The 11,426-nt window shown below is 65.7% G+C and carries 17 protein-coding genes; 3 read left to right on the plus strand and 14 right to left on the minus strand.

What is annotated here, in order from left to right:
- The first annotated feature begins 61 nt into the window (after positions 1-61).
- Positions 62-988 (plus strand): LLM class flavin-dependent oxidoreductase, encoded by a 927-nt coding sequence (locus AU192_RS24305; protein ID WP_064400201.1) that lies wholly within the window; start codon positions 62-64, stop codon positions 986-988.
- 27 nt (positions 989-1,015) lie between these two features.
- On the opposite strand, the gene AU192_RS24310 is transcribed toward AU192_RS24305, so the two are convergent.
- From AU192_RS24310 to AU192_RS24375, 14 genes are all read right to left on the minus strand, one after another.
- Entirely contained in the window at positions 1,016-1,357 is a 342-nt protein-coding gene (locus tag AU192_RS24310; protein ID WP_064400100.1) for a DUF732 domain-containing protein, read from the minus strand.
- A gap of 115 nt (positions 1,358-1,472) precedes the next feature.
- Positions 1,473-1,916 carry a 50S ribosomal protein L15 gene (rplO, locus tag AU192_RS24315; RefSeq protein ID WP_064400101.1) on the minus strand — a complete coding sequence of 148 codons (444 nt, stop codon included), beginning with the start codon at positions 1,914-1,916 and terminating at the stop codon, positions 1,473-1,475.
- Positions 1,913-2,137: a 50S ribosomal protein L30 gene (rpmD, locus tag AU192_RS24320; RefSeq protein ID WP_064400102.1), complete on the minus strand. Its 225-nt coding sequence runs from the start codon at positions 2,135-2,137 to the stop codon at positions 1,913-1,915. The genes rplO and rpmD overlap by 4 nt, the downstream gene beginning before the upstream one ends.
- Positions 2,138-2,800 (minus strand): 30S ribosomal protein S5, encoded by a 663-nt coding sequence (gene rpsE / locus AU192_RS24325; RefSeq protein WP_064423144.1) that lies wholly within the window; start codon positions 2,798-2,800, stop codon positions 2,138-2,140.
- Between the two features lie 34 nt (positions 2,801-2,834).
- A complete protein-coding gene (gene rplR / locus AU192_RS24330) occupies positions 2,835-3,245 on the minus strand; it encodes a 50S ribosomal protein L18 (protein ID WP_064400104.1) in 411 nt (136 codons plus the stop codon).
- Positions 3,246-3,785, minus strand: coding sequence for a 50S ribosomal protein L6 (gene rplF, locus AU192_RS24335; protein ID WP_064400105.1), 540 nt, complete (start codon positions 3,783-3,785; stop codon positions 3,246-3,248). It lies immediately after the preceding gene.
- 21 nt (positions 3,786-3,806) lie between these two features.
- Positions 3,807-4,205, minus strand: a complete 399-nt coding sequence (rpsH, locus tag AU192_RS24340) for a 30S ribosomal protein S8 (RefSeq protein WP_064345607.1) — start codon at positions 4,203-4,205, stop codon at positions 3,807-3,809.
- 86 nt (positions 4,206-4,291) lie between these two features.
- A complete protein-coding gene (locus AU192_RS24345; RefSeq protein ID WP_059101363.1) occupies positions 4,292-4,477 on the minus strand; it encodes a type Z 30S ribosomal protein S14 in 186 nt (61 codons plus the stop codon).
- A gap of 3 nt (positions 4,478-4,480) precedes the next feature.
- A complete protein-coding gene (gene rplE / locus AU192_RS24350) occupies positions 4,481-5,053 on the minus strand; it encodes a 50S ribosomal protein L5 (RefSeq protein ID WP_064400106.1) in 573 nt (190 codons plus the stop codon).
- 1 nt (position 5,054) lies between these two features.
- Positions 5,055-5,375, minus strand: a complete 321-nt coding sequence (gene rplX, locus AU192_RS24355; RefSeq protein WP_064345605.1) for a 50S ribosomal protein L24 — start codon at positions 5,373-5,375, stop codon at positions 5,055-5,057.
- Positions 5,376-5,744 carry a 50S ribosomal protein L14 gene (rplN, locus tag AU192_RS24360; RefSeq protein WP_064400107.1) on the minus strand — a complete coding sequence of 123 codons (369 nt, stop codon included), beginning with the start codon at positions 5,742-5,744 and terminating at the stop codon, positions 5,376-5,378. It abuts the gene before it with no gap.
- A gap of 305 nt (positions 5,745-6,049) precedes the next feature.
- Positions 6,050-6,736 (minus strand): hypothetical protein, encoded by a 687-nt coding sequence (locus tag AU192_RS24365; protein WP_064400108.1) that lies wholly within the window; start codon positions 6,734-6,736, stop codon positions 6,050-6,052.
- 31 nt (positions 6,737-6,767) lie between these two features.
- A complete protein-coding gene (locus AU192_RS24370; protein ID WP_064400109.1) occupies positions 6,768-9,119 on the minus strand; it encodes an arylsulfatase in 2,352 nt (783 codons plus the stop codon).
- 42 nt (positions 9,120-9,161) lie between these two features.
- On the minus strand, positions 9,162-9,845 hold the full coding sequence (locus tag AU192_RS24375; RefSeq protein WP_064400110.1) for a DUF2306 domain-containing protein: 684 nt from the start codon (positions 9,843-9,845) through the stop codon (positions 9,162-9,164).
- Between the two features lie 56 nt (positions 9,846-9,901).
- Between AU192_RS24375 and AU192_RS24380 the strand changes: the two genes are divergently transcribed.
- Both AU192_RS24380 and AU192_RS24385 read left to right on the plus strand, forming a co-directional pair.
- Complete coding sequence (locus AU192_RS24380; protein WP_064400111.1) at positions 9,902-10,591, plus strand: TetR/AcrR family transcriptional regulator; 690 nt, start codon at positions 9,902-9,904, stop codon at positions 10,589-10,591.
- Between the two features lie 24 nt (positions 10,592-10,615).
- Positions 10,616-11,389, plus strand: a complete 774-nt coding sequence (locus AU192_RS24385; protein ID WP_341271769.1) for a GAF domain-containing protein — start codon at positions 10,616-10,618, stop codon at positions 11,387-11,389.
- Positions 11,390-11,426: the final 37 nt, after the last annotated feature.

The raw sequence follows: 11,426 nt of genomic DNA on the forward strand, positions 1-11,426 counted from the left end.
GCTGCGAGCCTACCGACGCCGCGCAGCGCCTCGGCCCGGCGAGCGCGTCTACCGTGGTGCCGTGCGATTCGACATCTCCGTCCCCCAGCGCGTCGCGGGCGGCTTCGATGCCTGCGCCACACGCGACTACCTGATCCGTGCTGAAGCACTGGGCTTCACCGGCGCGTGGACGCTGGAGCAGACGATCGGGCCCTCACCGCTGCTCGCACCGCTGGAGATGCTCGCATGGGCCGCCGCACACACCGAGCGGATCCGCCTGGGGGTGGCCGTCCTCGTGACCTCCCTGCACGAACCGCTTCAACTGGCCTCAGCGGTGACGGCGGTCGACCACCTCAGCCACGGACGGCTCGACCTCGGGGTGGCCCCTGGTGGCGGCACCCGCAAGTTCGCGGCGTTCGGCGTAGAACGGGCCACGTTCGTCGGCAACTTCACCGAAGGGCTCGAGTTGATGAAGGCGGCCTGGTCCGACGAACCCAAGGTGACGTTTCACGGCCGGTTTCGTGACGTCGACGGGCTGCCGATCCAACCCAAACCCGTCCAGCGACCGCATCCGCCGCTCTGGTTCGGCGCCAACGTTCCTCGCGCCATCGCCAGGGCGGTGCGCCACGGCGACGCGTTCCTGGGGGCGGGTTCGTCGACGACGGCCGCGTTCGCCGAAGCGGTCAGAACCGTTCATCACGAACTGGCCGAACAACGAAGGGATGCAGAGGATTTCACTGTCGGCAAGCGCGTGTACCTGATCGTCGACGATGACCCCTTGCGCGCCAGGGAGCGGGTACTGGCCGGCCTGCGCCGCATCTACGGCGGTATGGCCGGCATCGACGAGGTCCCGGTATCCGGCACACCCGCCGACGTGGTCCGCGGGCTGCGCGATGTCGTCGACGCAGGCGCCGAGATGCTACTGCTCAACCCCGTCGGCGAGGATGTCTCCGAAGACCGCGAACAGATGGAACGTCTTGCGGCAGAAGTGATTCCGCAGCTGAAGTGAAGCCGCGTCGACTCGAATGAAGCCCGGTCAGCGCCCCATGAAGCGGCCGTGCTGGGGGCAGTAGACGGCGACCGCCGCGCGCATCAGCCCCGCGGCCTGCCCGCGATCCATACCGGTGCCGGTAAGGCGGTTGACCACACCGCGCACGACAGGAACCGGGTTGGCGCTGCCGTCCAGGCCCGCGGTCAGCATGTCGCAGATACCCTGACCCAACGCAGGCAGGTCGGTTTCACCGAGTGGAATCTGCAGCGCCTCGACGTGATCGGCGAACTTCGCATCGTCGTCCTGGGCGTGGGCGGTCGCCACGCCGCCGAACAACGCGATACCGGCTGCCCCAGCGACGGCAGTGAGACGGCGGAGGTAAGTCATATCTGCTCCTGATGTGTCACGCCTACGCACCATATCGTCGGACGGCGCCTCGCGTTACGACCGCCCGACACGAAAGCCCCCGCCTCCACGGCAGGGGCTCCCGGTCGACGCGGGGTTACAGCTCGGTCGCCGAACCGCCCGCCGAGGAGATCTTCTCGCGGGCGCTGCCGCTGAACTTGTGCGCGGTGACGTTCACCTTCACGGTGAGCTTGCCGTCGCCGAGTACCTTGACCAGTGCGTTCTTGCGCACCGCGCCCGCGGCGACCAGCTCGTCCACACCGACGTCGCCGCCATTGGGGAACAGCTTGTTGATGTCGCCGACGTTGACGACCTCGTACTCGGTGCGGAAGCGGTTGCGGAAGCCCTTGAGCTTCGGCAGCCGCATGTGGATCGGCATCTGACCGCCCTCGAACGTCGCGGGGACGTTCTTGCGGGCCTTGGTGCCCTTGGTGCCGCGACCCGCGGTCTTACCCTTTGAACCCTCGCCGCGACCCACCCGGGTCTTGGCCGTCTTCGAACCGGGCGCCGGTTTCAGGTCGTGCAGTTTGATAGGTGTCATGCTTTAGCCTTCCGCTCTTCGCGCGAGCGCTCATCGCCGGCCTCTACTGCTTCAACTTTGACGAGGTGATGCACGGTCTTGATCAGGCCGCGCGTCTGCGCGTTGTCCTCGCGGACTACGGACTGGCGAATCTTGCGCAGCCCCAACGTCCGCAGGCTCTCCCGCTGCTTCCAGCGTGCACCGATGGTGCTGCGCACCTGGGTGATCTTCAGCTCTGCCATTTACGACGACCCTTCACGCGCTGCCGACGCGGCAAGCGCCTCGGCCTCCCGGCGCGCCCGCAGCATGCCCGCAGGCGCCACATCTTCGATCGGCAGCCCGCGTCGGGCGGCGACCTCTTCGGGACGCTGCAGCAGCTTCAGCGCGGCAACGGTGGCGTGCACCACGTTGATCGCGTTGTCGCTGCCCAGCGACTTGGCCAGGATGTCGTGCACGCCGGCGCATTCCAGCACCGCGCGAGCCGCACCGCCGGCGATCACACCGGTACCGGGGCTGGCCGGACGCAGCATCACCACACCGGCGGCGGCTTCGCCCTGCACCGGGTGGGTGATGGTGCCGCCGATCAGCGGAACCCGGAAGAAGTTCTTGCGTGCTTCTTCGACGCCCTTGGCGATGGCGGCGGGAACTTCCTTGGCCTTGCCGTATCCGACACCGACCATGCCCTTGCCGTCGCCGACGATCACCAGCGCGGTGAAGCTGAACCGGCGGCCACCCTTGACCACCTTGGAGACGCGGTTGATCGAGACGACGCGCTCGAGGTAGTTGCTCTTGTCGCCGCCGTCGCGGCCACGACCGCCACGGTCGTCGCGGCGACCACGTCCGTCGCGGTCGCCCCGCGACCCGCGGCCGTCCTGGGGGCCGCCGGCTGTTGCCTGTTCGGCCATCATGCAGTCCTTCCCATTGTGTTGAGCTCAGTCATCAGAATTCCAACCCGCCTTCGCGCGCCGCATCGGCCAGCGCCGCGATCCGTCCGCCGTAGGTGTACCCACCGCGGTCGAACACGACCTTGTCGATCCCTGCGGCCTTCGCGCGCTCGGCGATCAGCTGACCGACCCGCACGCTGTGGGCTTTCTTGTCACCGTCGACCGCCCGCACATCGGCCTCGATCGAGGACGCCGCGGCCAGCGTGGTGCCGTTGAGGTCGTTCACCAGCTGCACGTGGATGTGCCGCGACGAACGGTTGACCACCAACCGCGGCACCTCTGCCGTGCCGGAGATCTTCTTACGCAGGCGAGCGTGCCGACGCAGCCGCGCCACCCGCCGGGTCTCAGAGATGTTCTGGCCCACGGGCTTGCGCGTCGGCGCTGCCGAATTTGTTGTCGAAGCCATTTACTTACCTGTCTTTCCGACCTTGCGGCGGATCTGCTCGCCCTCGTAGCGGATGCCCTTGCCCTTGTAGGGATCGCTCTTGCGCAGGCGGCGGATGTTCGCCGCGACCTGGCCGACCTTCTGCTTGTCGATGCCGGAGATCGAGAACTTCGTCGGTGTCTCCACCGCGAACGTCACCCCCTCGGGGGCGGTGATGACCACCGGGTGGCTGTAGCCCAACGCGAACTCGAGGTTGGAACCCTTGAGCTGCACGCGGTAACCAACACCGAAGATCTCCATCTTGGTGGTGTAACCCTGGGTGACGCCGGTGATCAGGTTCGCCACCAGCGTGCGCGACAAACCGTGCAGCGAACGGCTGCGCCGCTCGTCGTCGGGTCGCGACACCACGATGGCGCCGTCGTCGTCACGGGCGACCCGGATCGGTTCGGCCACTGCCAGTTCGAGAGTTCCCTTGGGCCCCTTGACCGACACGTTCTGCCCGTCGATCGATACGTCGACCCCGCTGGGGACGGGGACCGGCTGCTTTCCAATACGCGACATTTGAGCTCTACTCCCTCTCGCCTACCACACGTACGCGAGGACTTCGCCGCCCACGCCCTCTTGGGCTGCCTGGCGGTCGGTCCGGAGCCCCGACGACGTGGAGATGATCGCCACGCCGAGGCCGCCGAGAACCCGCGGCAGATTGGTGGATTTCGCGTAGACCCGCAGACCGGGCTTGGACACGCGGCGCAGGCCGGCGATGCTTCGCTCCCGGCTGGGGCCGTACTTCAGTTGCACGACAAGCGACTTGCCGACCCGAGCATCCTCGGTCCGGTAATCGGCGATGTAGCCCTCTTTCTTCAAGATCTCGGCGATGTTGGCCTTGAGCTTGGAGTGGGGCAGTGTCACCTCGTCGTGGTACGCCGAATTGGCGTTGCGCAGACGTGTCAAGAAGTCTGCGATCGGGTCCGTCATAGTCATGACAGCCGGTTCACCTTTCTCGCGGTGGTTCCCGGTATCCGGGCCTGCCGCAACCTGTTTGGTTGGTCTGGTCGGTTCGGGCTGGGTTACCAGCTGCTCTTCTGCACGCCGGGCAGTTCGCCGGCGTGTGCCATCTCGCGCAGGCAGATCCGGCACAGGCCGAACTTGCGGAAGACGGCGTGCGGCCGCCCGCAGCGCTGGCAGCGGGTGTAGGCGCGCACCTTGAACTTCGGCTTCTTGTTGGCCTTGTTGACCAGTGCCTTCTTTGCCATAACTCAGTTCTCCTTGAACGGAAAGCCCAGCGCCCGCAGCAGCGCTCGTCCTTCGTCGTCGGTCGTCGCCGTGGTGACGACGGTGATGTCCATGCCACGGGGGCGGTCGATGGAGTCCACATCGATCTCGTGGAACACCGACTGCTCGGTGAGTCCGAAGGTGTAGTTGCCGGTGCCGTCGAACTGCTTGGGCGACAGCCCGCGGAAGTCGCGGATACGCGGCAGCGCAATCGAGATCAACCGGTCGAGGAATTCCCACATCCGGTCGCCGCGCAGCGTGACGCGGGCGCCGATCGGCATGCCCTCGCGAAGCTTGAACTGGGCGATGGACTTACGCGCCCGGCGCACCTCCGGCTTCTGACCGGTGATCAGTGCGAGATCGTTGACCGCACCGTTGATCAGCTTCGCGTCACGGGCGGCGTCGCCGACGCCCATGTTGACGACGACCTTTACCACGCCGGGGATCTGCATGACGTTCGCGTAGCCGAACTCCTTGGCCAGCGCATCGCGGATCTCTTCGCGGTAGCGCTGCTTGAGGCGCGGCAGGGCCTTTGCGGTGTTTTCGACAGTGGTCATGTCAGTTGATGTCCTTGCCGTTGGTCTTGGCGATGCGGACCTTCTTGCCGGTCTCCTCGTCAACCCGGTACGTGATGCGGGTCGGCTTGCCGTCGGAGTCGACGACCATCACATTGGAGACGTCGATCGGCGCCTCCTGGGTGACGATGCCGCCGGACTGTGCGCCGCGCTCGTTGCTCGACACCGCCGTGTGCTTCTTGATCCGGTTGACGCCCTCGACGAGGACTTTGTTGCGCGCCGGGTAGGCGACCAGCACCTTGCCCTTGGCGCCCTTGTCCTTGCCGGAGATGACGAGCACGGTGTCGCCCTTGTGGACCTTCATCTACAACACCTCCGGAGCAAGCGAGACGATCTTCATGAAGCGCTTCTCGCGCAGTTCGCGGCCGACCGGACCGAAGATGCGGGTACCGCGCGGGTCGTTGTCGGCCTTGATGATGACGGCGGCGTTCTCGTCGAACTTGATGTAGCTTCCGTCGGCGCGACGGCGCTCCTTGACGGTGCGCACGATGACGGCCTTCACGATCTCGCCGCGCTTGACGTTGCCGCCGGGAATGGCTTCCTTTACGGTCGCCACGATGACATCGCCGATGCCGGCATAGCGCCGCGACGAGCCGCCGAGCACGCGGATGCACAGGATCTCCCTGGCGCCCGTGTTGTCGGCGACCTTGAGCCGCGATTCCTGCTGAATCACTCGATCTCCTCGACCTGGTTTTTGTATGCACGCCAGATACCGACCTGGACGTACGCGGTCTTGCTGTCACCGAAAGGCACGCGGGGCCCGCCGCACGCGACTGGCCGAGGTCTGCCCAAGGCAACCGCTTGATTCTATGGGAGGACCTGCAGGAAGCCAAATCGTCGCTGATCACGCCCTCCCCTGCAGCGCGAGCGTGCGTGTTTGTCGACGACCCGCCGCGGATTCTCGACACTTTTTGCACGCTCGCGGGACCCCGAGCGTCCTGTAATCAGCGACGTCGCGTCGACTCGATGGGTGATCGCTCAGGGAATGACGATGCCGAACTCCCCCAGCAGCGGCGAGCCGAGCGGGTCGAAGCCCGCCGTCTGGGCGGGAGCTTCGACGTGCACCGCCACCAGGTAGTCGCCGGTGCTCGTCGGGATATGGGCGAGCCGGTCGCCGAACTGCACCGCGGGTCCCGGCGAGCCCGCCCACGACCCGAGCAGCTTCTGACCGCTGTAGCCGCACAGTTCGGCCGGCAGCACGCTCAGCGTGCTGATATCGGCTGCCGCCACAGCGTCGTCGGCATAGCGTTCGAACGCTTCGGCCGGCGGCAGCGTCGTCTCGGCAATGGTGACCGTCGCCCACATCCCGTCCGGCCCGGTCAGCCGCAGCGCGACATCCCCCTGTCCCGCCGCCGTGAACCATCCCGCCGGTAGAGCCACCGTGATCTTGGGCGCAGCCGGATCAGGCACCGCGGCCGACACCTGATCGGGGCGCGGCGTGCCGCAAGCGCGATCGGCCGCCGACGGTTGTGGGGTCGGCACGATGCCCGGCTGGGCGGTGTCAACCGGCGGGTCGGACGGCGCGGTCGACGGCGGCGTCGCGGTGGCGGAGATCGTCGTGTCGGAGACGACGGCCTCTTCTGCGATCGGTACGCCTTCGCTGTTGTCGACACACGCGGTCAGCAGCCACGTCAGCGCGATCGCCTGCCCCACGGCGTACTTCATCGATTCCGTCCCGCCTCCACGCTCGGTGTGATCAGTCCTTCGCGAAGGCGCGCGCGAACTCCCTCTCCAGGTCCAGATACGGCTTGCCCGAGACGTCGATGTTGACCTCGACGATGGTGCCACCGGTGAACGCAAACGGCGGCCTGTACGAGCCCGAAACCGGAGATCCGGCGTTCCTGCCGATGCTCAGACTCGCGCCGGCGAGCCCGAACGTCCCCGGATGGACGCGCATTTCGCGCAACGTCGCGACCTGCTGGTCATCGATATACAAAGCCGCGTCTCCGATCGGGGTGTGGCTGCCCTCGGCGGTTCCGGTGCGCACATACGCGACCCCGAACGAGTGCCGCCCCAACGGCACCGCATCCGGCGACGACATTCGCTGCTCGTCCTCGCCCAGGAAGTTGTACACGTAATGAAGCCGCCCGTCCTGCACGAACATCACGTGACCGCCGTGCGCGCCACCGTGTTTGAAGATCACGCCTTCGGCGCCCGACGTGTCGATCACCATCTCGGCCATGGCCGCGAACGACCGCCCTTGTATCTCGACCGCGGCTCCCATTCCGACGTCGGCGGTGCCGGGGTAGTACTGGTACGAGTCGCGCCGGCCCGCCACCCCCGGCCGCCACCGCGAAATGGTGTCGAAAATGTTCAGGTCGCCAAGCGGCAGCCCGTTGTACTTGTCAGCCTCGGCGAACCACAGCTTGGTGAGTTCTTCGAGCTTGTCCGGGTTTTCGGCGGCCAGGTCGTGGCACTGACTGCGGTCGGCTTCGATATGGAACAGCTCCCATCGGTCGCTGTCGAAATGTGACCAGCCTGCCGGTGATGCGGCGTGCACGGTGTTGGCGAACCAGCCGTCGTGCCAGATCCCCCGTGTGCCGAGCATCGTGTAGAACTGCGTGCGCTTGTCGGTTGCCGCCGACGAATCCCGCAGCGCCCCCTCGAAACTCACCCCGTCCAGCGGCTTCTGGGGCACTCCTTTGACCGTGTCGGGCGGGGTGATGCCGAGGAGCTGATAGATCGTCGGTGTGACGTCGCAGACGTTGATGTAGCTGTCTAGCACCTCGCCGTGTGCGGCGATCCCCTTGGGCCAGGAGACGATTGCGGGGTCCGCGATCCCTCCTTCGTGTGAGGCGTAGCGCTTGAAAAGCTTGTACGGTGCGTTGAACGCCATCGCCCAGCCGGTCGGATAGTGGTTGTAGGTCTCCGGGCCGCCGAGGTTGTCGATGAGACGGAGGCCGTCCTCGACGGTGTCGATGTATCCGTTGAAGAACTTGACCTCGTTCACCGAGCCGTTCGGGCCGCCCTCGCCGCTCGCGCCGTTGTCGGAGATGACGACGATGATCGTATTGTCGAGCTGACCCGAGTCCTCCAGATAGTCGATGATGCGACCGATCTGCGCATCGGTGTAGGACAGGAATCCGGCGAACACTTCGGCCATGCGCGCGAAAAGGCGCTTCTCGTCGTCGCCGAGCTCGTCCCATGGCCGCACCGTGTCCTGTGTCGGCCACGGTTCACCGTTGGGCCCCTTGACGTCTCCGTACGGATTGATCGGCGAGAGTTCAGTGTCGGAGGGCACGATGCCGAGCTTCTTCTGGTTGTCCAGCACGATCTCGCGGTATCGCTCGTAGCCCATGTCGAACTTGCCGGCGTAGCGGTCGGCCCACTCGGCGAAGACGTGATGCGGGGCGTGTCCGGCTCCTGGGCAGACGTACGAGAACCACGGCTTATCCGGTGCGATCACCTTCGCATCGCGGATGAACTCGATGGTTTTGTCTGCCAGATCCTTTGACAGGTGGTAACCCTCCTCTGGTGCCGCCGGCGGCGCGACAGGGTGGTTGTCATAGACCAGCTCCGGGTACCACTGATCGGTTTCGCCGCCCATGAACCCGTAGAACCGCTCGAAGCCGCGCGACAGGGGCCAATGTCGTTTGGTGGAAGCCAGATTCGACTCCTCGAGCGGCGTCAGATGCCACTTGCCGACGCAATAGGTGTTGTATCCGTGTTCGGCCAGCACTTCGGACAGGAGTGCGGTGTCGAACGGGATCCGCCCGTTGCAGCCGGGGAAGCCTTCGGTGAACTCCTCGATCGTCGCCATGCCGACGGTCGTCGGGTTGCGGCCGGTCAACAGGGACGCCCTGGTCGGCGAGCAGAGCGCGGTGGTGTGGAACTGCGACAGTCGAACGCCGCGTTCGGCGATACGGCTCATCGTGGGCATCTCGACGAGGCCGCCGAAGCAGTCCCATGTGGCGATACCGATGTCGTCCCAGACGAGGTAGAGCACGTTGGGGGCGCCTTCGGGGGCGGTCGGTGCGGCGTACGGGCCCCAGTCCGGTTCCGAGTCGCGGATGTCGAGTTCGATCTTGCCGTTGAATTCGGTTGCCATGCCCAGCCTTGTCCGGTGTCGCGTCGCAGTGTGGCCCGGAGATTACACGTGGGGTGTCTCGGTTAGCTGACGATTCGACGACGACGCCGTCACCGCCCGTCTGGTCAGCCACCACTGAACAATTCCGAGAGGGACCGTCCACCCCAGCCATGCACCGACTCCGGCGGCAAACCATTGGAAATGTTCGGCATTGCCACCAAAGACGTTGTCCTGCAACGGTTGAAAGGAGACATAGATGACAGGCGTCCAGATTCGGTTGGTGATGACAGACAGTGCCAGCGCCGCGCTGCGCACCATGTTCCGCCGGTGCTCGGAGATACGGCGACCCCGGGCCGCGGCATAGCCCCTCGCGGTGAACCACAGCCACAACGCGCCCAACGTCACGTTGCTGACAGCCAAAAGTGGTCCGAACGGAGTGACCGCGCCGATCACCATCGCGGACACGGCGGCCGGAAGTGCAGCGACGACGTAGATGCGACCGCAACGGCGATGCAGTGCCGGGTGAGAAGTACGAAGCCGAGGCCAGATCTGCACCACCGCCGCGACCATCGCGACGCTCGCGAACATGACGTGAAACACCAACAGCGGGTAGTGCAGCCAGAACGTGGCGGGCACCCGGGTGCCGCCGGCCAGATACGGGGGTACGGAGAAGCCCAGAAAGCACGCCACGACGACCGCGAGTGCAAGCGCCCACCGGCGAGAAGTCTGACGAGATGCGTATGACATACGCACAGAGCGTACGGCATACGCGCTCGATGTCCAGTGGCTTAGGCTGACCATCGATGAGCGAATCCCTACCGCGTGCACTGAAGCTCCTCTGGAATGAGCCGAGCGAGCCCGCACGCTCCACTGGACTGAACCGGGAGCGCATTGTGCGTACCGCCGTTGAACTGGCCGACGCCGACGGTCTGGACGCACTGTCCATGGCCCGACTGGCCGAGCGTCTGGGGTGCGGCACGATGTCGCTGTACCGACATGTCGCCAACAAGGACGAGCTCGTGATCTTCATGTCGGCTGTTGCGGTCGGCCGTCCACCGACCGGTGCGCCCGCCAATTGGGCTGAGGCACTGACGAATTGGGCAGACGGATTGTGGGACGTCTACCACCGGCACCCGTGGGTGTTACAGGCCGTGTCTGCCGGGCCGCCGGCCGATCCGGGCCAGGTGGCGTGGCTGGACGCGGGGCTGGCCGCCCTCGCCGACACCGGGCTCAGCGAGCGTGACAAGTTCGCCGCGGTCATGGCGGTCCTGCACTTCGTCCGTGGCGCAGCGGCAGCCGACATCGAGGCTGGTCGAACCGATTGGCCGGGCTATCCGGCGCTCCTTCGGGGCCTGCTCGACCCGGAGAAGTTCCCGGCACTGGCCGCAGCGCTGCATGAGGGTGTCTTCGACCCCACCGACAACGACCCTTCCGCCGACTTCCGTTCCGGATTGGGTCAACTGCTCGACGGCATCGCCACCAGGATCGGTTAGCGGACGCGACGACGCCCGCGACCGGTGGATATTCGACCAACACTTGCAGATCGGCCAATTCGTATACCGTTTCGCATTGTGACTCGCTCGTTTCGGCGTTTCGATGAGTGGCTCAACCGCCAACTCGAAGAATGCGCACGCAATGCCGGCACGGACGTGGAAACCTACGTCGCACGTGCGGTCGCAGCACAAATGGTCGCCGACCAGATGCGCACAAACGTCTCGGCGAAGGAACTGCTCTCGCACCTGTCCGAATCAGGAGTGCTGAACAGCGATGCCATGCCGGACGTGTCGACGGTGGTAAACGACCCCGATCGACTGAGCTCACTGCGCTCGACCGGACTACTCGACTCGCCGCCGGACCCTGCCTATGACCGGATCTCCCGAGCGGCCGCAGAAGCGCTGGGGACCCCGTTTGCGGCGGTGAGCCTGGTCGATGCCGACCGTACGTTCTACAAGAGCACCGCCGGGATGGGCAAGCTCTCGATCGAGGACCGAGCGATGCCGTTCGACCAATCCATCTGCCAGTACACCGTGGCCGATGGAGCCGCTCTGGTCATCGAAGACGCACGGACCGACCCCGTGTTCATGAACCACCCCGTGGTGCGCGGCGGTGCGATGGCCGCCTACCTCGGCATACCCCTGATCGATCAAGATGGCCACGCGATCGGCACGCTGTGTGTGTCCGACAGCAAGCCAAGGCAGTGGAGCACCGGCCATGTCCAGATTTTGAGCGACCTCGCGCAACTGACTACGGAACGAATTTTCAGCGTCCCTCCCACTTCAAACGCCCGATAACGGAACTTCAGCAAACCTGGATATCCGTGGTACGCCA

Origin of the sequence: Mycobacterium lehmannii (genome assembly GCF_001499925.1) — a bacterium.
GTDB lineage: Bacteria > Actinomycetota > Actinomycetes > Mycobacteriales > Mycobacteriaceae > Mycobacterium > Mycobacterium lehmannii.

Excerpts from the sequence above, each read along its gene's own strand:
- rplX (WP_064345605.1), bottom strand. The coding sequence starts at position 5,375 with ATGAAGGTCCACAAGGGCGACACCGTGCTCGTCATCTCCGGCAAGGAC.
- rplF (WP_064400105.1), bottom strand. The coding sequence starts at position 3,785 with ATGTCGCGTATTGGAAAGCAGCCGGTCCCCGTCCCCAGCGGGGTCGAC.
- AU192_RS24345 (WP_059101363.1), bottom strand. The coding sequence starts at position 4,477 with ATGGCAAAGAAGGCACTGGTCAACAAGGCCAACAAGAAGCCGAAGTTC.
- AU192_RS24310 (WP_064400100.1), bottom strand. The coding sequence starts at position 1,357 with ATGACTTACCTCCGCCGTCTCACTGCCGTCGCTGGGGCAGCCGGTATC.
- rplO (WP_064400101.1), bottom strand. The coding sequence starts at position 1,916 with ATGACACCTATCAAACTGCACGACCTGAAACCGGCGCCCGGTTCGAAG.
- rpsH (WP_064345607.1), bottom strand. The coding sequence starts at position 4,205 with ATGACTATGACGGACCCGATCGCAGACTTCTTGACACGTCTGCGCAAC.
- AU192_RS24375 (WP_064400110.1), bottom strand. The coding sequence starts at position 9,845 with ATGTCATACGCATCTCGTCAGACTTCTCGCCGGTGGGCGCTTGCACTC.
- AU192_RS24380 (WP_064400111.1), top strand. The coding sequence starts at position 9,902 with ATGAGCGAATCCCTACCGCGTGCACTGAAGCTCCTCTGGAATGAGCCG.
- rplR (WP_064400104.1), bottom strand. The coding sequence starts at position 3,245 with ATGGCTTCGACAACAAATTCGGCAGCGCCGACGCGCAAGCCCGTGGGC.
- rpmD (WP_064400102.1), bottom strand. The coding sequence starts at position 2,137 with ATGGCAGAGCTGAAGATCACCCAGGTGCGCAGCACCATCGGTGCACGC.
- rplE (WP_064400106.1), bottom strand. The coding sequence starts at position 5,053 with ATGACCACTGTCGAAAACACCGCAAAGGCCCTGCCGCGCCTCAAGCAG.
- AU192_RS24365 (WP_064400108.1), bottom strand. The coding sequence starts at position 6,736 with ATGAAGTACGCCGTGGGGCAGGCGATCGCGCTGACGTGGCTGCTGACC.
- rpsE (WP_064423144.1), bottom strand. The coding sequence starts at position 2,800 with ATGGCCGAACAGGCAACAGCCGGCGGCCCCCAGGACGGCCGCGGGTCG.
- AU192_RS24370 (WP_064400109.1), bottom strand. The coding sequence starts at position 9,119 with ATGGCAACCGAATTCAACGGCAAGATCGAACTCGACATCCGCGACTCG.